General features: G+C 42.1%; 22 protein-coding genes, 1 pseudogene and 1 riboswitch. Of the genes and pseudogenes, 13 read left to right on the top strand and 10 right to left on the bottom strand.

All coding sequences use genetic code 11. The features are described 5' to 3' along the window. From ACTWP7_RS09040 to ACTWP7_RS09005, 8 genes and pseudogenes are all read left to right on the top strand, one after another. A pseudogene (locus tag ACTWP7_RS09040) lies at positions 1-190 on the top strand (hypothetical protein); the annotation flags it as partial. Positions 191-303: 113 nt separating this feature from the next. Next, positions 304-885, top strand: coding sequence for a hypothetical protein (locus tag ACTWP7_RS09035; RefSeq protein ID WP_443122907.1), 582 nt, complete (start codon positions 304-306; stop codon positions 883-885). Between the two features lie 19 nt (positions 886-904). After that, positions 905-1,561 (top strand): response regulator, encoded by a 657-nt coding sequence (locus ACTWP7_RS09030; protein ID WP_443122906.1) that lies wholly within the window; start codon positions 905-907, stop codon positions 1,559-1,561. Positions 1,562-1,580: 19 nt separating this feature from the next. Further along, a complete protein-coding gene (locus tag ACTWP7_RS09025) occupies positions 1,581-2,009 on the top strand; it encodes a GAF domain-containing protein (RefSeq protein ID WP_224895366.1) in 429 nt (142 codons plus the stop codon). Next, entirely contained in the window at positions 2,006-3,349 is a 1,344-nt protein-coding gene (locus ACTWP7_RS09020; protein WP_443122905.1) for a PAS domain-containing sensor histidine kinase, read from the top strand. The genes ACTWP7_RS09025 and ACTWP7_RS09020 overlap by 4 nt, the downstream gene beginning before the upstream one ends. 128 nt (positions 3,350-3,477) lie before the next feature. Continuing rightward, on the top strand, positions 3,478-3,600 hold the full coding sequence (locus ACTWP7_RS09015; protein WP_014645180.1) for a hypothetical protein: 123 nt from the start codon (positions 3,478-3,480) through the stop codon (positions 3,598-3,600). 12 nt (positions 3,601-3,612) lie between these two features. After that, positions 3,613-4,086 carry a cytochrome c oxidase subunit II gene (locus tag ACTWP7_RS09010; RefSeq protein ID WP_443122904.1) on the top strand — a complete coding sequence of 158 codons (474 nt, stop codon included), beginning with the start codon at positions 3,613-3,615 and terminating at the stop codon, positions 4,084-4,086. Continuing rightward, the gene (locus ACTWP7_RS09005; RefSeq protein WP_443122903.1) at positions 4,083-5,741 is read left to right on the top strand and encodes a b(o/a)3-type cytochrome-c oxidase subunit 1; all 1,659 of its coding nucleotides are present in this window, start codon (positions 4,083-4,085) and stop codon (positions 5,739-5,741) included. Before ACTWP7_RS09010 ends, ACTWP7_RS09005 begins: the two co-directional genes overlap by 4 nt. A gap of 147 nt (positions 5,742-5,888) precedes the next feature. Here the strand turns inward: ACTWP7_RS09005 and ACTWP7_RS09000 are convergent, their stop codons facing one another. Beyond that, positions 5,889-7,001: a CapA family protein gene (locus tag ACTWP7_RS09000; RefSeq protein ID WP_443122913.1), complete on the bottom strand. Its 1,113-nt coding sequence runs from the start codon at positions 6,999-7,001 to the stop codon at positions 5,889-5,891. 164 nt (positions 7,002-7,165) lie between these two features. Here ACTWP7_RS09000 and ACTWP7_RS08995 point away from each other — a divergent pair, with 164 nt between their 5' ends. Next, the gene (locus ACTWP7_RS08995; protein WP_443122902.1) at positions 7,166-7,498 is read left to right on the top strand and encodes a YrhK family protein; all 333 of its coding nucleotides are present in this window, start codon (positions 7,166-7,168) and stop codon (positions 7,496-7,498) included. Positions 7,499-8,509: 1,011 nt separating this feature from the next. Here the strand turns inward: ACTWP7_RS08995 and ACTWP7_RS08990 are convergent. Next, the gene (locus ACTWP7_RS08990) at positions 8,510-8,965 is read right to left on the bottom strand and encodes a DinB family protein (RefSeq protein WP_443122901.1); all 456 of its coding nucleotides are present in this window, start codon (positions 8,963-8,965) and stop codon (positions 8,510-8,512) included. 314 nt (positions 8,966-9,279) lie between these two features. Between ACTWP7_RS08990 and ACTWP7_RS08985 the strand changes: the two genes are divergently transcribed. Then, on the top strand, positions 9,280-11,193 hold the full coding sequence (locus tag ACTWP7_RS08985; RefSeq protein WP_443122900.1) for an LTA synthase family protein: 1,914 nt from the start codon (positions 9,280-9,282) through the stop codon (positions 11,191-11,193). Between the two features lie 1,043 nt (positions 11,194-12,236). Here the strand turns inward: ACTWP7_RS08985 and ACTWP7_RS08980 are convergent. The 7 genes from ACTWP7_RS08980 to ACTWP7_RS08950 form a co-directional block, all read right to left on the bottom strand. Then, positions 12,237-13,013, bottom strand: a complete 777-nt coding sequence (locus ACTWP7_RS08980; RefSeq protein ID WP_443122899.1) for a sulfite exporter TauE/SafE family protein — start codon at positions 13,011-13,013, stop codon at positions 12,237-12,239. Positions 13,014-13,073: 60 nt separating this feature from the next. Next, positions 13,074-13,301 carry a sulfurtransferase TusA family protein gene (locus tag ACTWP7_RS08975; protein WP_014645171.1) on the bottom strand — a complete coding sequence of 76 codons (228 nt, stop codon included), beginning with the start codon at positions 13,299-13,301 and terminating at the stop codon, positions 13,074-13,076. Between the two features lie 62 nt (positions 13,302-13,363). After that, positions 13,364-14,494: an MBL fold metallo-hydrolase gene (locus tag ACTWP7_RS08970; RefSeq protein WP_443122898.1), complete on the bottom strand. Its 1,131-nt coding sequence runs from the start codon at positions 14,492-14,494 to the stop codon at positions 13,364-13,366. 40 nt (positions 14,495-14,534) lie between these two features. Beyond that, positions 14,535-15,104, bottom strand: a complete 570-nt coding sequence (locus ACTWP7_RS08965; RefSeq protein WP_443122897.1) for a sulfurtransferase TusA family protein — start codon at positions 15,102-15,104, stop codon at positions 14,535-14,537. Between the two features lie 42 nt (positions 15,105-15,146). Then, the gene (locus ACTWP7_RS08960) at positions 15,147-15,443 is read right to left on the bottom strand and encodes a rhodanese-like domain-containing protein (RefSeq protein ID WP_443122896.1); all 297 of its coding nucleotides are present in this window, start codon (positions 15,441-15,443) and stop codon (positions 15,147-15,149) included. 16 nt (positions 15,444-15,459) lie between these two features. Beyond that, positions 15,460-15,939, bottom strand: coding sequence for a DsrE/DsrF/DrsH-like family protein (locus ACTWP7_RS08955; RefSeq protein WP_224895381.1), 480 nt, complete (start codon positions 15,937-15,939; stop codon positions 15,460-15,462). A 61-nt stretch (positions 15,940-16,000) separates the two neighbouring features. Beyond that, on the bottom strand, positions 16,001-16,258 hold the full coding sequence (locus tag ACTWP7_RS08950) for a metal-sensitive transcriptional regulator (RefSeq protein ID WP_014645166.1): 258 nt from the start codon (positions 16,256-16,258) through the stop codon (positions 16,001-16,003). Positions 16,259-16,413: 155 nt separating this feature from the next. Between ACTWP7_RS08950 and ACTWP7_RS08945 the strand changes: the two genes are divergently transcribed. After that, positions 16,414-17,136: a DUF421 domain-containing protein gene (locus tag ACTWP7_RS08945; protein WP_443122895.1), complete on the top strand. Its 723-nt coding sequence runs from the start codon at positions 16,414-16,416 to the stop codon at positions 17,134-17,136. Between the two features lie 543 nt (positions 17,137-17,679). Here ACTWP7_RS08945 and ACTWP7_RS08940 read toward each other — a convergent pair. Next, positions 17,680-18,063: a DUF302 domain-containing protein gene (locus ACTWP7_RS08940; RefSeq protein WP_443122894.1), complete on the bottom strand. Its 384-nt coding sequence runs from the start codon at positions 18,061-18,063 to the stop codon at positions 17,680-17,682. A gap of 206 nt (positions 18,064-18,269) precedes the next feature. Next, positions 18,270-18,384, top strand: a riboswitch (SAM riboswitch). 153 nt (positions 18,385-18,537) lie between these two features. Here ACTWP7_RS08940 and ACTWP7_RS08935 point away from each other — a divergent pair. After that, a complete protein-coding gene (locus ACTWP7_RS08935; RefSeq protein ID WP_443122893.1) occupies positions 18,538-19,566 on the top strand; it encodes a methionine ABC transporter ATP-binding protein in 1,029 nt (342 codons plus the stop codon). Next, the gene (locus tag ACTWP7_RS08930; RefSeq protein ID WP_014645162.1) at positions 19,556-20,218 is read left to right on the top strand and encodes a methionine ABC transporter permease; all 663 of its coding nucleotides are present in this window, start codon (positions 19,556-19,558) and stop codon (positions 20,216-20,218) included. Before ACTWP7_RS08935 ends, ACTWP7_RS08930 begins: the two co-directional genes overlap by 11 nt. Positions 20,219-20,224: the final 6 nt, after the last annotated feature.

Below are 20,224 nucleotides of genomic sequence, written 5' to 3'. Positions count from 1 at the left end.
GATTCGGCCAGGTCCGGAGGGGGACGATGTAGACTCCTGTGGGATGAACATGATCGGTAAGATCCCGCAGGGCTGTGAAGCCCGAGGAAGCTTACCACATGCCCACGGAAAGCGAAATCGTCCCCCGCAGGACCTAATTCTCTCAAAAGTCTCGAAACTGAGTCTTCAAGTAATGGGAGCTTTACTTTAAAATCAACACGGAAATTTTTAGAGCATTAAAATAAGGGAATGCCCTAATAGGAACATGATAAAGTAGCGTGTAATATAGAGGGTATGAAGAATAAAGAAGGGAGAGTTAAAGTGATGAATGATACCACTCGTTCCCCATTATATGTAGTCTCTCACATGTACGAATCGCTGCTTTATGAAATGTCCTATGATTTACATGAGCGCTATGCTCAGTTGTTAACGAGCGCGTTACACCGTATTGATTCGGCACAAGATTCTTGTAAAGAAGCTCAAGTCCTCCTTTCACATTTAATTGAAGAAATGAGAAGCCGCTCGAATGAAATTTACCCTTTATCTTTTCATGAATATGGACTGGCGGTGGCCTTTAAACGATATATAAAAGAAGTGGAAAGACGCTATGGGATAAGGGTTGAATTTCCCACCTCCTATAAACTCACGGAGGTATTTTCTACAAAGGATGTTCTGGCGTTTCGGGCGCTTCAGCTTACCATACGAATGATTGTGGAGTACGCCGATACTGACGAAGTATTCATTGAAGTCGACCGGAAAGGGATTGTTTTCCGCTATCATTCTTTTTTGGATGAATTCCCGCCTGAACAAGAGGATTTACTTGAAGTCTTAAAGAAAGATACCACGATGGAAATGCAGTGGCAACGCAATAAAGACGTGGTGGAATGGCGTTGGTTTAAAGCCTGAATAAAGAGGAGTAGATAACATGATTTCGATTGTCATTGTTGACGATCACGCCGTCGTACGCTCAGGGCTTATGATGCTGTTAGACGCTGTCGATGATTTTGGTGTAATTGGAGAAGCTTCAGAAGGAAACGAAGCTTACCAGCAAGTAGAGGAGAAGAATCCGAGTGTGGTTTTGATGGATCTTTCTATGCCCCATGGAAAGGACGGATTATCAGCTACTTCCGAAATAAAAAAACAATTTCCTGAGACCCAGATTCTGATTCTGACGATGCATGATGATGAAGAATACTTGTTTCGTGCCATTGAATTAGGCGCATCCGGGTGTATTTTAAAAAATGCACCGCATGAGGAATTAGTAAAAGCCATCAGGCAAGTAGCCGGGGGAGATGCCTATTTGTATCCATCTGCAACGAAACGATTGATGGAGGATTATATGAGCAAGCTGAAAAACGGCACTACGACTGACTCTTACCGATTGCTAAGTGATCGAGAGAGAGAAGTACTGGCTTTGGTCGCTAAAGGGTTTGCGAATAAAGACATTGCGGCTCAACTTGTGATCTCTGTGAAAACAGTCGAAGCTCACAAGGCAAGGGTGATGGAGAAACTGCAGCTGAAAACGCGTCCAGAATTAGTGGAATATGCCTGGAAGAAAGGTCTGCTGGGTTATTCATTGTAGCAAAGGAGAGAGGGAAAAAGTGGGCACTCCATTAGAAGAAATATGCAACGAACTGAAAGAGGAAGTCGATGCCTGCGTCATCGCTATCGCAAAGTTTGATTATCATTCAAAGCAAATACAGTGGAAGTATGTGAGTCATCCTTTGAATGATAAATATAAACGTATGGTTATTTCCTATGGTTCGGGTGTGGCGGGCACCGTCATGCAGACAGGAAGAACTTTTCTCTGCCGTTCGAGGAAGGATCTTCCTTTAGTTTTGTCGAAATACCCCATAGTGTTAGCAGAGAAGCTACAATCTTTTGCTGCTATCCCTCTTCAAACAGGGCATTTATTTGATGCTGTGCTGCTGATAGGCTATCGAAATGAGCATGACTTACCGTTAGAACAGCAATGGCGTCCTTATGCCGCTCGCCTAAGTAATTATTTGAAGCAAGGAGGTTTATCATGACCAAACACAGTCCCTTTCCTCCCGCTCTAATCTCCTCTAAGGAGGAAGGATTTCTCGTGTTACGAGAAAACGGGATGGTACAAGGTTTCAATGAAAAAGCGAAACTTCTTTTCCAGATTTCTTCGACTGAGATAAGTGTGGAAGATCTGTTTCTTCATTTTTCTGTAGAAGAGCTTATTCACTGTGAAAAGGGAGTATTGCTGCAGTATTACGCAAAGCCTATGATTGGAAATCCGTTTCCTGTCTTTTTAGTCGTTCATGAGTGGATGGATGGAACTAGAGCCAATTATTTTATGACCATTCATAACCTGAATGAGAGAAGTCTGCTTGATAGTGAATCCTACGAACCGTTGAAAGAACTCGTGGATATTAAATATGCGCTTGACGAGTCTTCGATTGTTGCTGTTACCGATCAACGTGGAAGAATTCGTTATGTAAATAAAAAATTTTGTGAGATATCTAAATATGGAGTGGAAGAACTGATTGGCAACGATCATAGACTTCTGAATTCAGGGCATCATTCTAAAGAGTTTTTTAAAGATCTGTGGCGTACGATTGGTACCGGGTATGTGTGGAAGGGAGAAATTAAAAATAAGGCCAAAGATGGAAGCTTCTATTGGGTGGATACGACCATTGTTCCTTTTTTAAATGATAAAGGAAAACCATACCAATATCTGGCCATCCGTAATGAGATTACGGAGAGGAAAAGGGTTCAGCAGGAGCTGCAGCACATAATGACGCGTCTGATCCACGTGCAGGAAGAAGAAAGAAAGCAGGTATCCAGAGAGCTTCATGATGGAATTGGCCAAGAACTGTATAGCCTGCTTATTAGCATGCATCGTATCCAGCAGGAAGTGGAGCATTCCCTTTTAGACCAGATGACAGATGAAATACGAAATTTAATTCAAAGCGTGCGGGACATGTCGTGGGAGCTCCGGCCATCTGCATTGGATGAACTGGGGTTGATGCCGGCTGTTCGTTCCTTCTTAAATCGTCTTAACCATTCGTATGGATTGAAGGTACAATTTACCTCCTCCGTTTCCTGTCGTTTATCGCCTCAAATCGAAACAACGATTTACCGCATCATTCAGGAAGCACTGACCAATATAAGAAAATATGCCTTTGTAGATGAAGCCTCTATCGTGTTGGAAGAAGCAGAGGGTGGGGTTTTCGCTTCTATTACTGATCAAGGCAAAGGCTTTATGAATAACCGTGCACAAAAAGGAGTAGGGCTTTTCAGCATGGAGGAAAGGGCACGCGCGGCAGGAGGAGAACTTGAAATAACTTCCGAACTGAATAAGGGTACGAGAATTGAATTATATATACCACTGGAAACCTGATGAAAAGGTTTCTTTTTTTTTGAATTGGGGGATTTCACCATCACAAATGGGGGGATTCCCCGATTCTATTATGACCCTCTCCGCTAATACAATAGAAATAGATCAAATACATAAAGGAGGCCTGGCCCATGAAAAAAAATGGCCCATCTCAACCAAACTTGAAAGGGACTTTAATCAGTGTAATGGCCGTTGGAGCCGTCATTGTCGTGATGTGGGTTTGTATTTATTTGTTATATATCGTTCGTATGTAGGGGGGAGAAAGGATGCATTTACACAAATATGAAAAAATATGGGTGGGATTTGGAGTTATTGCACTTGTCATTTTTCTATCCGTAGTAGGAGTAAGTGCTTTTGCACAGGGACATGCACCTTCCAGCGGGCATATGACCATTGATCCGGAAAAAGTGCGTGAAACGGCTCCGTTTGATCAGCCTGGACTTCATAAAAAAGAGGATGGAACTTATGAAGTCGCTATGATCGCACTTACATTTGGTTATGAACCAAGCAAGCTGCAAGTACCTGCAGGGGAAGAAGTTATGTTTACGTTAACGAGTGAAGATGTTGTTCACAGTTTCTCTATTGTCGGTACGAACGTTAATATGATGGCCGTTCCAGGTCAGATTAATCATCGAAAACATACATTCAAAGAACCGGGATCTTATCTGGTTATTTGTAACGAGTATTGTGGCTCAGGCCACCATTTTATGAGTACAGAAATTGAGGTGGTGGAACAATGAATCCCGGAGAGATTGCAGTCAAAGATCGAAAAGTAGCGTTATTCAATTTAGGATTTGCTTACTCAGCCTTTCTTATTGGAACGTTGTGCGGGCTCCTGCAAGTGTTTATCCGAAATGATGCTCTTAATTTGCCAGCATGGCTGGATTACTATCAGATTCTCACCGCTCACGGCCTATTACTAGCTATTGTATTTACAACTTTCTTTATTTTTGCTTTTTTCCAGGCAGGCATGAGCCGAACCCTCGGAGCATTTGGTCCTAAAGTGAGATTGTGGAACTGGATTGGGTTCGTGGTGACGGCCTTAGGGACCATTTTAGTAGTTGTGATGGTTGTAGCCGGTCAGGCGTCCGTACTTTACACCTTTTACGCCCCCCTTCAGGCTCATGGGTTGTTTTACGTTGGTCTTGCCTTGTTCGTAATTGGTACATGGATTCAGGGGTTTAGTCTGGTCGGGCATTATGCCGTCTGGAGAAGGAATCATAAAGGGGAACTCAGTCCGCTATTTGCTTTCATGGCGATTGCAACAATTATCCTCTGGGTGATTGCCTGCCTTGGAGTTGTAGCCACCGTTCTGTTCCAATTCATTCCTTGGGCTTTTGGCTGGACGAGCGGGATTAATGTCGAGTTAAGTCGTTCCTTATTCTGGTATTTCGGTCATCCACTCGTATACTTCTGGCTGCTTCCGGCTTATATGGCATGGTATGTCATCGTTCCGAAGATTATTGGAGGAAGAGTATTCAGTGATTCTCTGGCCCGGTTATCCTTTGTACTTTTTATATTATTCTCTATTCCGGTCGGGTTTCACCATCAGTTAACGGAACCTGGAATCTCCAGCTTCTGGAAATTTTTGCAGACGGTTTTGACGTTTATGGTTATTATCCCATCTTTAATCACAGCCTTCTCCATGTTTGCTACGTTTGAAATTAGAGGCAGGGAGCTTGGTGGCAGAGGTCTTTTTGGGTGGATTCGCAAGCTTCCGTGGAGAGATGTTCGCTTTACATCCATCTTCATAGCTATGGCCTTTTTTATCCCGGGTGGCGCCGGAGGTATCATCAATGCGAGTTTTCAAATGAATGAAGTTATTCACAATACGCTTTGGGTAGTGGGACACTTTCACATAACCGTAGGAACCCCGGTCGCAATGACATTTTTTGGTTTAACATTCTGGCTTATTCCTAACTTAACGGGCCGGCGGTTTACGAAGTCCCTGCAGAAGTTAGCCTTCCTGCAAATTGCTACCTGGTCCATTGGTATGCTGCTTATGAGTACAGCTCAGCATTTGCTGGGACTACTTGGGGCACCAAGACGTACAGCTTACACCGGATATGCTCACGATGATGCACTAGCCTGGTTTGATGGCATATTAACCAATCACGTGACGATGGCTGTCGGTGGTTCCATCTTGTTTCTGTCAGCTGCTTTACTCGTTTTCATTGTAATCCAACTATGGTGGCTTGCTCCAAAAGCAGATGAACAAACCTACGAGGCGTTTCCAATTGCAGAAAGCGATTCTAGTATGACACCGCGCTTCTTGGAAAATTGGAAAATATGGATCGGCATTGCATTTCTATTAATTGCGCTTGCTTATACGATCCCGTTAGCTGAGATTATCCAGCACGCCCCACCAGGATCCGGGCGATTCCAGACGTGGTAAGAAAGGAGGAATAATATGACCTTTTCATTCGCCTTTACAATCGCATCCATTATCCTCACGCTCGTTTTGAGCAGTATTATTGTAGAGCTGCAGACAGAGGAAGATTGAAATAGAAAGAAGCGGAAAGCCGGGAGCTTTCCGCTTCTTTCATTCCATAAATTCCAATTCAGGCATCCATTGGGCGAGGTGTTTTTTCTTGGCCTCATACTCTTCTTTTAAGCTTGGGAAATCATCCATGGGGATCACTTCATATCCATGTTCCCGTGCGGACGTAACGTATGTCACTTTAAACCTTGGTTTGACTACCTCCACATTGTTACTGTTGTCCATTTTTAAATTAAAGGTGAGAATGCCTCCGACTCGTTTCTCAAATGATTCCTGGCCTGAGAAAAAATTTCCCAGGGAATAAGCGGTCAGCATTTTATGTCCGTCCTTGCCTTCTATCCACTCTAATGGCTGAAGTACATGAGGATGGTGGCCGATCACAGCCGTTACTCCGCGATCTGCGGCGAACTGGACAACATCTTTTTGGAATTGATTAGGATAGGGTTCATACTGATCACCGAAATGAAGACTTAAAAGGACGGCATCCGACTGTTCTTTCGCTTTCTCAATGTCCTGGGCCATTTTATCAAGCTCAATTCGATTTACCACATAGCTTTTCCCATCGGGCGCTTTTACACCGTTTGTCCCGTAGGTGTAACTTAATATAGCTACCTTGATTCCTTCTTTCGTGTCGTGTACAAGGATTTCTTCGCTGGCCTCTTTACTTTGGTAAGCTCCCGTGTATTTCATATCGATTTTTTCCCAGTGCTCGATCGCATTATTAATTCCTCTTGTTCCTTTATCCAACGTGTGGTTATTAGCAAGGGTTACCACATCTACTCCAAGTTCTTTTAGATTATTACCTATTTCTACAGGGGAGTTAAAAGCAGGGTATCCGGAAAGCCCTAATTCTTTACCCCCAATCATTGTTTCCTGGTTAGCAATCGTGATCGTGGATGACTCAAGGTAAGATTCAGTCTGTTCCATCATAGGCAAGAAGTTATATCCTTCAGAAGTTTCAGCCGCTTCGTAGACACGGTCATGAATCAGTACATCTCCAATAGCCGTGATACTGATCTCTTTAGAAAAATCAATTGAACTCTTATCCTGAGGATCAACCGTGGACGTTGGCTGCTTAGTAACCGTCTTCATTTCTTCATCATTATCTAAAAGCCCGCATCCAGCTGTTAGAAATAAGATAGACAAACTTAACACTCTTAGAAATAAGCCCAAGGAAAAGTCACCTCCGTAAAAATTCATTTAGATTTATTGTACCTCTAATTAGAAGGTTTCTCCATTCCATGCAGCTGAAAAAAATGATTTTGTTTGTCGATTCATCGGGTATGAAGGTAATAGAAGTTCACGTAAGGAGGGTTGGGATGAGTAATCTAACGAATGAAAAAGCTGATGTGCAAAAGCACAGTAAGGATCAATACGTGGATGTAAAAATGGGGAAACACGATCTATTCTTCAAAAAAAGCTATGAAGTACTCTATACGGTTAATGATTTTTTACTGGGACTCTGGTTCCTGATCGGAAGTGTTTGTTTTTATTTTGAAGCTGCTAAAACATGGGGGGTGAGTTTATTTGTACTTGGAAGTCTACAAATGCTCATCCGTCCAACTATTCGTTTAGTACACCGTATTCATTTGAAAAATATTTATCGAAAAGAATATGAGAACAAGCAGAAGAAGTCCCTTTCTTCTCATTAAGCGTGAATGGATCTATGTTACAAGCAGTTGTTGATTTTTTTCAGAAAAGGTTTATTAAACTATAGGGCCGTTTAGTTGAAGACTCAGTTTCGAGATATTGGTTTGCCGTGAAGGTCCTACGGGGGACGATTTCGCTTTCCGCGGCCCTGCACGACGCAGGGTCGTTCGACGTTGCCACAGGACGTGGCGGCCTTAGTCGAACATCCCTTGTGCTGAGCCTCCTCGAGCAAGCTCTGCGGGGTCTCACCGATCATGTTCATCCCGCTCTTACAATTTTATTAATACTTAGCTTACATCAGGACATAAACGACAAGGAGAGCTATCCAGCTCCAGCACCTAGCGTCTAGTGAGACTTCCCTCACTTCTGTACGATAAGGCAACATCTAATCGCTCCGCTCTTCGTGTTTTCTTTATCTCCGCCAGCTCAGTCCAGTCCATACGACGCTGACCAAGGTGCTTCCGCTTTTAACTTAGGAGTCTTCATCGTCCCCCTCCGGACCTTGCCAAAACAGAATTTCAAAACCACTTCAAACATCACCTGAGTGATGAGGGATGAGACCATGTGGTTTCGTACCTATTTTAGGATGTAACGATGCACAATAGCCTGTCATAAAAGCATTTCATACAGATTAAGGAGGAGAACCTTTCTCTTCTAGGAAGGTACGTTTTTCTTAATCATGTTGGGTTGATGGGGAAATGATGAGACTCCCATGGGAGAAGGGACTAGGTGAGATCCTGCAGGGAGTGAAACGAGCGAGGAAGCTCACCGTTCCCCCATAGGAAAGCGAGTTATTTCCCCACCAGCCCTCCTCCACATAGAGTAACGGACCCGAATTATCTCGAAACTGAGTCTTACACAAACGGGAGCTTTTCTGTAAGATCAACACTGCGATTTAATAGAGCCTTAAATTAAAAGAAAAGACAGGAAGAGTGATTTCCTGTCCTTTCTTACTGTTTTATTTTTTTAAGTTCTTATAGGTTTTTGATTCAACACGGGAAAATTAATGATGGTTATTTTTTAACGAAACTCGGTAAATCCGTGTGTCCCATCTCTCTTACATATACAAAGAGCTGACCCTTATGATGGATCTCATGATCTTTAGCCATTTCTAGCAATTTACCTGCAGGAATTTCTGATCCGAACATCTTCTTAACATCGATAAGTTCATCCAGATCTTCATCTTCTAACAGTTTAATCGATGCATACGTTTCGTCCGTGTAAACTCTGGCGCGCTCCGCTAAGGGAGTGTCATCACCTTCCGGAAAAAGGTCTTCAGGTGACTGCTTGGCCGCAAGCCGGGCAAAGGTATAAGTAGTTTTCAGCGTATGGTTAACCAGTTTCTCTGTCTCCATAGATGTAGGAGTAGGTTTAAATGCGTAGTTTTTTTCATCGATCATTTCGATTAAATCATTTAATGCTCCACGGTGAGGAGACAAGGAATTGATGAATTGTTCAACTTTACTCATGTACATAACCTCCTAAAATAATTCACTTCAGTTCAAACGTAATTTGTATATCTATGGAAGTCAAATAGGAAGGTTTGGACATAAATTAAGCGTCGAATTCTTAAGTTTAAGTAAATAATATATTGGGAATGTAAAATTGGTTATACTTAAAAATTGGTAAAAACAAGCATAGGTCTACAGATGCATTTTTATATTACAAAGCTTTATAGATAAGGTTACAATTATTTCAGCTAATTTAAACTATCAATTTATGGTACAAAATTCGGTTCAAATAAGGTAAAATAGGTTAATGTAAATTTAACGGAGGTTTTACAATGTTTACACTAAAAAAATATTTAAACAAAAACACATTGTTGAAATTAACTGTCTATGCTCTTGTCATAGGTTTGTTCTGGCTGAAGATGTCATATATTCAAAGCAATATTTTCTCTTTAAATGTAGAAAACCCCAATGAAGCTAATATTCTTGCATTCAATCCTCTAAGCAGTATTTTTCTAATCTTTGGTATTGGAGTGCTGCTTGCGGGGCGCCGGGGGATGTTAGTTTCCTATATTCTTGGATCTTTACTGTTATACGTGAACATTCTTTTTTATAGGGAATATAACGACTTTATCACCATTCCTATGTTAAATCAGGTAGCGAACCTGGCAGGAATGGGAGGTAGTATTCAAACGATCCTAGAAGCATCAGATATCTTTTTGTTCGTTGATGTTTTAATCGCTGCATTCTTCTTGTTTTATTTGAAGCCTGCACGCTTAAGCCAATTCACACCGAAAAGGCGTGAAGGATTTTTGCTTGCGATTATTGCGATTCCATTGTTTGTGATTAACTTACAGTGGGCTGAAGAAGAGCGTACAGACCTTCTTGAGCGTACATTTGACCGCACAATGCTGGTGAAATATATTGGCCTTTTAAACTACCATGTCTATGATGCCGTGCTGCAAGGTAAGACGGAAATGAAGAAAACGCTGGCTGACAGTAACGAACTTGTGCCAGTCATTAACTACTTGAATGAACAGAAGACTGAAGACAGCGATCGTCTTGAAGGGGTAGCAGAAGGTAAAAACGTCATTGCGATCTCGCTTGAAAGTACACAAACCTTCGTCGTGGACAACACGTTGCACGGAGAAGAAGTTACTCCTTATTTCAACGAGTTAAAAGAAGAAGGTATGTATTTTGATAACTTCTATCATCAAGTGAAGCAGGGACGTACTTCTGATTCAGAGTTCCTTTTAGCAAATTCGATGTATCCGTTAAACCGTGGTGCTGTATTCTTCACGCACTCAGGTAATGAATATGAGGCTATGCCTGAGCTGTTAAGTGAAAATGGATACTTCACAAACGTGATGCACGCGAATGATAAGACGTTCTGGAACCGAAACGTCATGTATGATTCACTAGGATACAACGAGTTCTTTTCGAAAGAAGATTATGATGTAACCCCAGAGAAATCTCATGGATGGGGCTACTTGGATGAATATTTCTTTGAGGATTCCCTGGAAAAGATGAAAGAGATGGAAGAGCCGTTCTACTCCAAGATGATTACGCTCACTCACCATTATCCTTTCACCTTACCTGAAGAGTTAGCAACTATTGAGCAAGGGGAAACTTCCAGTACTACACTGAATCGTTATTTCCAGACCATCCGCTACCAGGACGAAGCACTGGAACAGTTTGTAGAAGAATTTAAGCAATCAGAACTCTACGATGATACGATTCTCTTAATCTATGGTGACCACTTTGGAATCTCCGAAAATCACCAGAAAGCCATGGGAGAATACCTTGGGAAAGAGATTAATGATTACGAACAATTCCAATTACAGCGTGTACCAATGTTAATTTACGGTAAGGATATTCCTTCCGAAACCAACCATACAGTAGGAGGACAGATTGACTTGCGTCCTACTCTTACTAATCTGCTTGGAATTGAAGATGAGAACCCTGTTCAATTCGGACAGGACTTGCTAAATGAGGATCGCAGAGAAATGATGATTACCCGTGATGGGGATTTCGCCAATGAAGAATATGTAGGTATTCAAGGCGTATGTTATGATAGAGAAACAGGAGAACAAGTTGAAGGCCAGGCTTGTGAGGAAGGCTTTCAAACTGCACAAGAAGAGCTGAGTGTCTCCGATTCCGTTATTTACGGAGATCTGTTGCGTTATCTTGATGAAACTGAGATGGTCAATACAGACCCCGCCTTGAATAAAAACAATAAAGAAGAGTAACAAAAAGCTGCCGATCCCACCCAGATCGGCAGCTTTTTAATTCTTTATCATTAGACTCCCAGTTGTTTGTCACACATAAGCTCCCATTACTTGAAGACTCAGTTTCGAGATAAATTGGTCCGTTATTAAAATGAGGATAAGGGTTGGTGGGGAAATAATTCGCTTTCCTGTGGGGGAACTGGTGAGCCTCCTCAGTCGTTTCACTCCTTGCGGGGTCTCGCCTATATCCTTCTCCCACGGGAGTCTCATCATTTCCCCACCAACCCAACTATAATGTTGTGAACGGACCCTTCTTTAGAAGGGCAGGTGTTGGACTTAATACTTTCTAAATCCAGTGGTATCAGGTCTTTTCTAACAAAACTTAGAGAAAACAGGAACTCATGGCATGATTTTTATATTTCCTATCCAAGTGATTTTTGCCAATGATTCGAGCCTCTCATTTCAGCAAGGTCCGGAGGGGGACGGTGAGACTCCTAGGTTAAAAGCGGAAGCACCTTGGTCAGCGTCGTATGGACTGGACGTTCAAATGTGGAGGTGCCTTGACCAGCCTCGACAAGCTTAAGAACAACCATGAAAGGAAGTGCTCTTCCTCCTGTCATGGTTGGACTTAAGACCTCGAGAGGCTAGGCACCGAAACTAGACTGAGCTGGCGGAGATAAAGAAAACACGAAGAGCGGAGCGATTCGATGTTGCCTTATCGTACAGAAGTGAGGGAAGTCTCACTAGACGCTAGGTGCTGGAGCTGGATAGCTCTCCTTGTCGTTTATGTCCTAATGTAAGCTAAGTATTAATAAAGTTGTAAGAGCGGGATGAACATGATCGGTAAGATCCCTGAAGGCGAAGCCTGAGGAAGCTTACCACATGCCCACGGAAAGCGATTCGTCCCCCGCAGGACCTTCACTGCAAACCAATATCTCGAAACTGAGTCTTCAACTAAACGGCCCTTTAGTTGAATAAGTCTCTTAAGAGTAATCATCAATAATACTTTGAAATTAAGTTAATAAAAAAACAGCTGACCTTTTTTGGTCAGCTGTTTGAATTTCTTAAAAGAAATCCATCCATACTTTTATCGTAGTGCCTAAAATCAACACTGCAAGAATGGTTTGTAATACTCTTGTATTGATTTTTTTCCCTGCCATGGCTCCGAGGGGAGCTGCTAGTAAACTGGCTACGACCATAACGGCGGCTGGGAAGTACTCAACTTGGCCGGTCGTAACTTTACCTATCGTAGCCCCAATGGATGAGATCAAAGTGATGGCGAGGGAAGAAGCAATTGTCATCCTGGTTGGTATTTTTAATACTACAAGCATAATAGGGACGAGCAGAAAAGCGCCGGCAGCCCCTACGATACCTGCACCTACACCAACGATTAAAGCTAGAGAGGATGCAAGTGTTCGGTTAAAGTCTACTTCTTCAAGCACCTGGTCGTCCAAGCCCTTTTTAGGTATGAACATCATAATTGTAGCTATTAGCGCGAGCACACCGTAAACAAGATTTATTCCGCTTTCCGGCATGAATCTGGATCCATACCCGCCTATAAAGCTTCCAATTAGGATACTTACTCCCATATAAAGAATGAGGGACTTGTTCAAGTATCCACCTTTACGATAGGCCCATACGCCTCCAATCGTAGCAAAGAAAACCTGAACCGCACTGATTCCGGATACTTCATGGGAAGTGAAAGCTGTAAATCCTACGAGTGGAGGGATATAAAGCAGCATCGGGTATTTAATAATCGATCCGCCAATGCCGAGCATTCCTGATACATAAGAGCCTGCAAATCCGATAAGAAAGATAGTAATAATTAATCCAAATTCCATTTTTGGTCGACCTCCTTAAAAAAAGGGAACCATATACGGTTCCCCCTTTTGAAAAATTCCTTACCCTTTTTGTATCCAGAACTTAAATACACCGTCTTCTTCATCATGTTGAAGAAGTTCGTGGCCGCTGGATTTAGCCCAGGCTGTTAAGTCACTTTTCGCCCCTTGATCGGTTGCGTGAATTTCAAGCGTTTCGCCGCTCTCAACTTCTTTCATGGCTTTCTTTGTTTTCACAATTGGCATAGGGCATGCTAAACCTTTGGCATCTAATACTTTTGTTACGTTCATAGGGAATAACCTCCAATAAATAATGTTGTTTTAAAATCTTTGTTTGTTTACCTTAGAATTAACTAGCGGACGGCACAGCGATTTGGACCAATTTCCATTTCTCGCTGTTCTTCTTCTTCCGGATCAATTTTACCCATGTTGGTTTCACGGATTTCCTGATAAGCATTCGGCTGTGGCGGAAGATTCTCGGTTACCATTTTTCTAAACTCATCTTTGTCTTCGATATTCAGACCGTGGTTCTTCTCAAAGAGAACACCCAGCTTCTCGGCTACTGTTCCATCTTCGTTTAACTCATCCATAATCATAAAGTGCGCAGGAAGCACGATTAGTTCATCTGAAAGATCTTTATAGCGTTCATACAACGTTTCTCTAAGATCCATGACCCAATCATCTGCTTTTCCTGCCAGGTCAGGGCGGCCGATACTATCGATGAACAGAATATCTCCGGTCATCAAGTATTGATCATCTACCACAAAAGAAGTGGAACCAATGGTGTGCCCTGGTGAATACAGCGCGTGGATGTCGATGGTTGTGTTTCCAATGGTCACCTTTTCTCCATCTTTTAATGGCTGATAATCAAAGGTTACTTCTTCTGCATCCTTTGGAGGTAGCCAGTAAGCTGCACCTGTTTGCTGAGCAATGGTTCTGCCTCCAGAAATATGGTCAGCGTGTAAGTGGGTATCAAATACATGTTTAATAGTCACACCCATTTGTTCAGCAAAATTCACATATACATCGGTTTTACGGGTGGAATCGATAATAGCTGCTTCTCCGTTCGATACAACCATGTAAGATAAGCATCCTTTACCGATACGTACAAATTGGTAGAGCTCGCCACCGTCCGTAAGATCACTTACCTTAACAGGCATTAAGTGTTCACTCCACGCTTTCATACCGCCTTCCAAGGAATACACATTTGTAAATCCGGCGTCATCCAGCATTTCTGTGACCATCTGGGAAGACCCGCCTTTGGCACAGGCCACTACAATATCCTGATCTTTTGGAAGCTGATCTTCAATTTCTTCCACGCCATCAAGCAGATCAAAGTAAGGGATATTCAAATAAGTGAAATTCTCACTTTCGATCTTCCAGTCCTGAAAAGCGTCTTCTGTACGGACATCAAGTAAAAACAGTTCTTCTTTTTGAAGTGCTTTTTCAGCTAAATCCTTAACTGAGATTTCTTTTATTGCCATTATTAATTACCCCCTAAGGTATATTTAAGTTTAAAAAATTTTATGAACGCAGTGATGTCGTTTCACCGGACCACTCGCTCATACCCGGTACAACATTGTATACACGCTCAAGACCTTTTTCCGTAAGCTTTTGACAAGCCATGTCACTACGACTTCCTGTGCGGCATACGACATAAACATCTTTCGTCTGGTCAATTTCATTGATTCGCTCATCTAATTCACCAAGTGGAATAGATACGGCCTCTGGAATATGCTCGAATGCAAACTCCGCTGACTCACGTACATCGAGAAGGAGTACGTTATCATTTTTCAGGTTTTGAGAAAGCTCCTCATTATTTACGGTGTCCGGGTGCAATTTCTCTTCTGATTCATCACTAGCTTTACGAATGTAGTGTTTTAAGGTGCCTTCCTCTTCAATGGTTCCTAAATATTGATGACCAGCACTCTTGGCCCAGGCCTGGAGATCCGCCTTAGAACCTTTATCGGTTGCCTGAACTTCGACTACGTCACCAGAATTTAAGTCCTTTATCATTTTTTTTGTTTTTACAATAGGCATCGGGCACGCAAGTCCTTTAGCATCTAACAAATGATCTGCTTTAATATCCATCATTTCATCCTCCTATAACCCCAAAGGGTATATCATTTAAAAAAATTATTCAGTAGGTCCGTTCCAATCCAGCATACCGCCGTCCATATTAGTTACATCGAAGCCATTTTGCTCAAGGAACTGTGCAGCACGCCCGCTGCGGCCCCCGGAACGGCAAATCATTACATAGCCCTTGGATTGATCCAATTCGTCTATACGAGCTTCTAATGAGCCGAGAGGGATATGTGCAGCACCAGGAATCTTTCCGGCAGCTACTTCTTCATCCTCACGAACGTCAATTAGATTAAGTGATTCATTTTTGTTCAATTTCGCTTCCAGTTCTTGCGCAGTTATTGTTTTCATAAAAGTTGACCTCCTATTAAATGAACAGGTTTACGTTACCGTCTTCAGCATCGCCAATATAAGCAGCAACGCCCGCATATTCAATTTCATCAAGCAGTTCTTCTTTTTGAAGCCCTAAAAGATCCATGGTCATAGTGCAAGCGACAAGGTTAACATCTTGTTCCTGCGCCATTTCAATCAAGTCAGGCAACGGCATAGCATTGTGTTTTTTCATTACATCTTTAATCATTTTCGGGCCGAAGCCAGCATAGTTCATTTTAGATATGCCCATTTTATCGGCACCTCTAGGCATCATTTTTCCAAACATTTTTTCCATGAAGTTTTTCTTAACAGATACTTGTTCATCTTTTCGCAGAGCGTTTAACCCCCAGAATGTGTGGAAAATGGTTACATTGTGATCGTAAGCGGCTGCCCCGTTAGCAATAATATAAGCGGCCATCGCTTTATCATAATCTCCGCTGAACAAGATGATATTGGTTGATTTTGTTTCAGACATCTTTATCCTCCTAGAATTTATTTATACATATACGTGTATGGGTATAAAATTTATTAAAAAATTATCGGCTTTTAACTAGAAGCTGCACAGCTTCGTTGATGGAATCTTCTGTGTTCTGGTTATCACTTGATTCCTGAATGCACTCCACAAGGTTGGAGCTGACGACTAAACCGATAGTGCGATCAATTGCACTTCTAGAAGCAGACAGTTGAGTGATGACGTCTTTGCAATCTTTATTTTCTTCCATCATTTTGAGAACGCCTCTTAGTTGTCCTTCCAGACGCTTTACTCTGTTTTTCATGGCTTCGTTGTACTCCATATTGATTCCCCTCCCTTAATGAAGATTTTGTTTGCTGTGTTGAACAGTACATGATTAATAATATACCCCATAAGGTATAATGTCAACAGGTGGATAAAAGAATATTGGATAAAACATTCTGTGGGAAGCAAACCTACGTATAGGTGGTGAATCAATTGGATTTATTGTGGGATTTACTTAAGGTTATAGGCAGAATTGTAACAATCCTTCCATTCCTACTCGCCATAGGGTTGTTTATGGGGAAGCGGTCAATAGGTGAACTGCCTGTCTTTGATTTTCTGGTGGTTCTTGTACTCGGTTCAGTTGTCGGGGCAGATATTGCTGATCCGAATATTAATCATATCCATACCGTAGTGGCTATGATTGCAATTGCTTTACTGCAGAAATTGATTGTATGGAGTAAACTAAGAAATCGCAAGTTGGGAAAGCTCTTAACATTTGAACCAACGGTGGTGGTTTTCAATGGAGAAATCGTCGAAAAAAACATTAAAAGCATTAACTATTCTATCGATAATATCGTACAAATGCTTCGGGAAAAGGATGTGTACCATATTAATGATGTCGAATTAGCATTGATTGAAGCGAACGGGTCAATGTCTATAAAGTTAAAGTCAGAAAAAGAAAACATCACGAGGGAGGATTTCCATCTTCCATATAGGGGTGGGGGTTATGACATTCCACTTATTCTGGACGGAAAATTGCAAAAGGATATTTTGAATCACCTGGGTAAAAACGAGGAATGGTTGGAGAACCAATGGAGAGCTTGCGGGATAACTTCTATTGAAAATATATTTTATGGTGCGATTACGAGTCAGGGAGAATTTCATTGTTCAGTCAAAGGAAAGAAGGTTTTAAATCTTCCACCGATCAAGAACTAGGAGATTTTTTAAAAGAGAAGCTTCTGTTTGTTTAAGACTCATTTTCAAGATAAATGAGGCTGTTACGTTAAAAAGAGGAAGGCTGGTTGGGAAATAAGTCGCTTTCCTGCGGGGGAACTGACAAGCCTCCTCGGTCGTTTCACTCCTTGTGGGGTCTCGCCTGGCTCCTTCTCCCGCGGGAGTCTCCTCATTTCCCCACCATCCCAATATTATTATGAAAACGGACCCTTCAAAAAAAGAAGGAAGGCATCCTGAAACAGCCGTAAATCCTTCTATAACGGGGGTGATTCACCACATGACATGATAAAAGTTTAGCGCTGATCATAGGTTGATCTTCCATTTGAGAAAGTTCATACTCAAGTAATCAGAGAGCTATATAACACAAGGTACGGACCTTAACTACAAACCAATATCTCGAAACTGGGTCTTCAAGTAACCGGCCCTATCCTTTAATAAGCCTCTTATGAAAATTAACAACCAGATTTAACAGATCTAAATAAAAAAAAGGAAGGATAATTCAAAGATTATCCCTCCTCATATGCGTTATACGCTTTGATCCACGCAATGGATTAATCGTTGTTCAATATCTTCTGCGAGTCTCTGAATTTGTTCATCTTCCACCAATTGAATGAGGGCAGTTGGTTTAGGCATACCAATTTTTGTAGAGCCCCCGTCAGAATAAACAACCATTTTACATGGCAGGAAATAACCAGCTAGTGTATTTTCATTAAGAATACGCTGAGCTTCCTTAGGGTTACATACTTCCAATACTTTGAATTCTTTCTCGAATTCTAATCCTTTTTCATTGAGTTTATCTTTAATATCAAAATTCCATAAAACTCCGAATTGGGCTTCTTTAAGGCTGGCTTCTAAACTTTCTACTGCTTCTTCAATTCCTTTTTCTGTTTCTACTGTGTAATGAAACATGTTTAAACCTCCTTTATAAGCTCTCTATTTCAGCATACCCGTTAAGGTATGAAGATAATCGTAAAAATTGGGTTTTACTGTAATAGACATGGGGACCGGCTTTTAGTCAGGTAAGAGAAAAAACGAAAAGTTTCACAGATAAAATTGACAAAGCTGATGAGCTATAATAAGATAATCACCATCCAATTTAAAAACAAATAAAAATCTTCTTATCTAGAGAGGTGGAGGGACTGGCCCTACGAAACCTCGGCAGCGGGACTGATGCGTCATCAGAAACTGTGCCAACTCCAGCAGGTGCTTTATGCACGTGAAAGATGAGAAGAGACGGTTCTCATAAATCACGTATGATAGAGCCCCTCTTCTTATCTTTTAAGAAGAGGGGCTCTTTTATGTGCCATAACGAAAGTTTCACGCTTTGTCGTACATAAGAAAGACAGCTAATTGGAAGAAAAGAAAAACAAAGGGGGGACGTTCATGATTGAGTTTGAAGGAGTATCAAAAATCTATGAACACAATGGAAATGAATTAAGAGCTGTAGATCAAGTGGATTTAGCCGTGAATAAAGGAGAAATCTTCGGAGTTATTGGTTATAGCGGGGCAGGAAAAAGTACGCTTGTTCGTTTAGTTAATTTACTGGAATATCCTTCGGAAGGCAGGCTTCTCGTGGATGGGGAAGATTTGACCCAACTGTCTAAACCCGAGTTACGAAAAGTCCGGAAGCGAATCGGCATGATCTTTCAGCACTTTAATCTGCTGGAGTCTAAAACGGTACGCCACAATGTCGCTTTTCCATTGGCAATATCAGGGGTACCTAAAAAAGATATTGACGCACGTGTAGAAGAAATTTTGGAATTTGTAGGTTTGTCAGATAAAGCAAGGCAGTATCCAGACCAGTTATCCGGTGGACAGAAACAGAGGGTCGGAATTGCACGGGCTTTAGCCACCTCTCCGGACATATTGCTATGTGATGAAGCGACATCTGCTCTTGATCCTGAGACTACCAAGTCCATTCTTAAACTTTTGAGCAGAGTGCGGGATGAATATAACATCACGATTCTTATGATCACACATGAAATGAATGTTGTCCGTGAAGTTTGCGACCGGATCGCAGTTATGGAACATGGTCGTGTCATCGAGCAAGGATCCATATTTGATTTGTTTTCCCAGCCGGAACATCCCACTACAAAGAACTTTGTAAGAACGGTTATGGAAAATGAAATTCCAGCATCCATCCTGGAGGGGATAGAAAAGCGGGGCGCAAGCCGGCATATTTACCGTGTCACCTTTGTAGATGAAAGTGCGGGGCAGCCAGTACTTTCCCACGTATCGAAGTCATATGAAGTGGAAGTGAATGTACTTTTTGGGCAGATTACAGAGCTTCAGGGCATTCCGTTTGGACATTTAGTGGTGGAGATGCAAGGAGAAGATAAAGAAATTGTGAGAGCAATCGACTCCATCCAGCGTTCCGTAACAGTTCAGGAGGTGAAAGCACATGCAGGTTAACTTAATGGATTTTTGGCCGAGAATTCTGGAAGCCACCAATCAGACCCTCTTAATGGTCGGAATTTCTCTGCTTGCAGCCACATTAATTGGTCTTCCCCTTGGGATTGCGTTAGTGGTTACTAAAGATGGCGGACTGCTTGAAAACAAACCTATATTCAATGCGCTCAGTTCAGTAGTTAACTTCTTCAGGTCGATCCCATTTATCATCTTACTGGTAGCCATTCTGCCCGTGACAAGATTTATTGTGGGCTCATCCATTGGCACGGCTGCAGCGGTAGTACCGCTCGTTATTTTCTCGGCGCCCTATATCGCGCGGCTGGTAGAGAGCAGTCTGCTCGAGGTGAAGTCAGGTGTTATCGAAGCAGCGGAGGCTATGGGAGCCACCCCCTGGCAAATTATCGCGCGCGTATATATACCGGAAGCGTTAAGTTCCATTGTACTGAATCTGACCATTGCGACGATTGGTCTTGTAGGAGCTTCGGCGATGGCCGGATTCGTAGGCGGCGGTGGTCTTGGTGACTTAGCGATTTCGTATGGCTATCAGCGATTTGAGACGGATATCATGATTGCGACCGTGCTTCTTCTCGTCGTCATTGTGCAAATCACGCAAACAATAGGAAACTTTGTATCTAAAAAAATCCGCAGACAATAGGAGGTC

The sequence above is a fragment of the Halobacillus sp. B29 genome (assembly GCF_052246755.1).
GTDB lineage: Bacteria > Bacillota > Bacilli > Bacillales > Halobacillaceae > Halobacillus > Halobacillus halophilus.
This window is presented reverse-complemented; position numbering and strand designations above follow the sequence as displayed.

Coding starts and splice junctions, on each gene's coding strand:
- ACTWP7_RS09035 (WP_443122907.1), top strand. CDS start 304: ATGAATGATACCACTCGTTCCCCATTATATGTAGTCTCTCACATGTAC.
- ACTWP7_RS09030 (WP_443122906.1), top strand. CDS start 905: ATGATTTCGATTGTCATTGTTGACGATCACGCCGTCGTACGCTCAGGG.
- ACTWP7_RS09020 (WP_443122905.1), top strand. CDS start 2,006: ATGACCAAACACAGTCCCTTTCCTCCCGCTCTAATCTCCTCTAAGGAG.
- ACTWP7_RS09015 (WP_014645180.1), top strand. CDS start 3,478: ATGAAAAAAAATGGCCCATCTCAACCAAACTTGAAAGGGACTTTAATC.
- ACTWP7_RS09010 (WP_443122904.1), top strand. CDS start 3,613: ATGCATTTACACAAATATGAAAAAATATGGGTGGGATTTGGAGTTATT.
- ACTWP7_RS09005 (WP_443122903.1), top strand. CDS start 4,083: ATGAATCCCGGAGAGATTGCAGTCAAAGATCGAAAAGTAGCGTTATTC.
- ACTWP7_RS08995 (WP_443122902.1), top strand. CDS start 7,166: ATGAGTAATCTAACGAATGAAAAAGCTGATGTGCAAAAGCACAGTAAG.
- ACTWP7_RS08990 (WP_443122901.1), bottom strand. CDS start 8,965: ATGAGTAAAGTTGAACAATTCATCAATTCCTTGTCTCCTCACCGTGGA.
- ACTWP7_RS08985 (WP_443122900.1), top strand. CDS start 9,280: ATGTTTACACTAAAAAAATATTTAAACAAAAACACATTGTTGAAATTA.
- ACTWP7_RS08980 (WP_443122899.1), bottom strand. CDS start 13,013: ATGGAATTTGGATTAATTATTACTATCTTTCTTATCGGATTTGCAGGC.
- ACTWP7_RS08975 (WP_014645171.1), bottom strand. CDS start 13,301: ATGAACGTAACAAAAGTATTAGATGCCAAAGGTTTAGCATGCCCTATG.
- ACTWP7_RS08970 (WP_443122898.1), bottom strand. CDS start 14,494: ATGGCAATAAAAGAAATCTCAGTTAAGGATTTAGCTGAAAAAGCACTT.
- ACTWP7_RS08965 (WP_443122897.1), bottom strand. CDS start 15,104: ATGATGGATATTAAAGCAGATCATTTGTTAGATGCTAAAGGACTTGCG.
- ACTWP7_RS08960 (WP_443122896.1), bottom strand. CDS start 15,443: ATGAAAACAATAACTGCGCAAGAACTGGAAGCGAAATTGAACAAAAAT.
- ACTWP7_RS08955 (WP_224895381.1), bottom strand. CDS start 15,939: ATGTCTGAAACAAAATCAACCAATATCATCTTGTTCAGCGGAGATTAT.
- ACTWP7_RS08950 (WP_014645166.1), bottom strand. CDS start 16,258: ATGGAGTACAACGAAGCCATGAAAAACAGAGTAAAGCGTCTGGAAGGA.
- ACTWP7_RS08940 (WP_443122894.1), bottom strand. CDS start 18,063: ATGTTTCATTACACAGTAGAAACAGAAAAAGGAATTGAAGAAGCAGTA.
- ACTWP7_RS08935 (WP_443122893.1), top strand. CDS start 18,538: ATGATTGAGTTTGAAGGAGTATCAAAAATCTATGAACACAATGGAAAT.
- ACTWP7_RS08930 (WP_014645162.1), top strand. CDS start 19,556: ATGCAGGTTAACTTAATGGATTTTTGGCCGAGAATTCTGGAAGCCACC.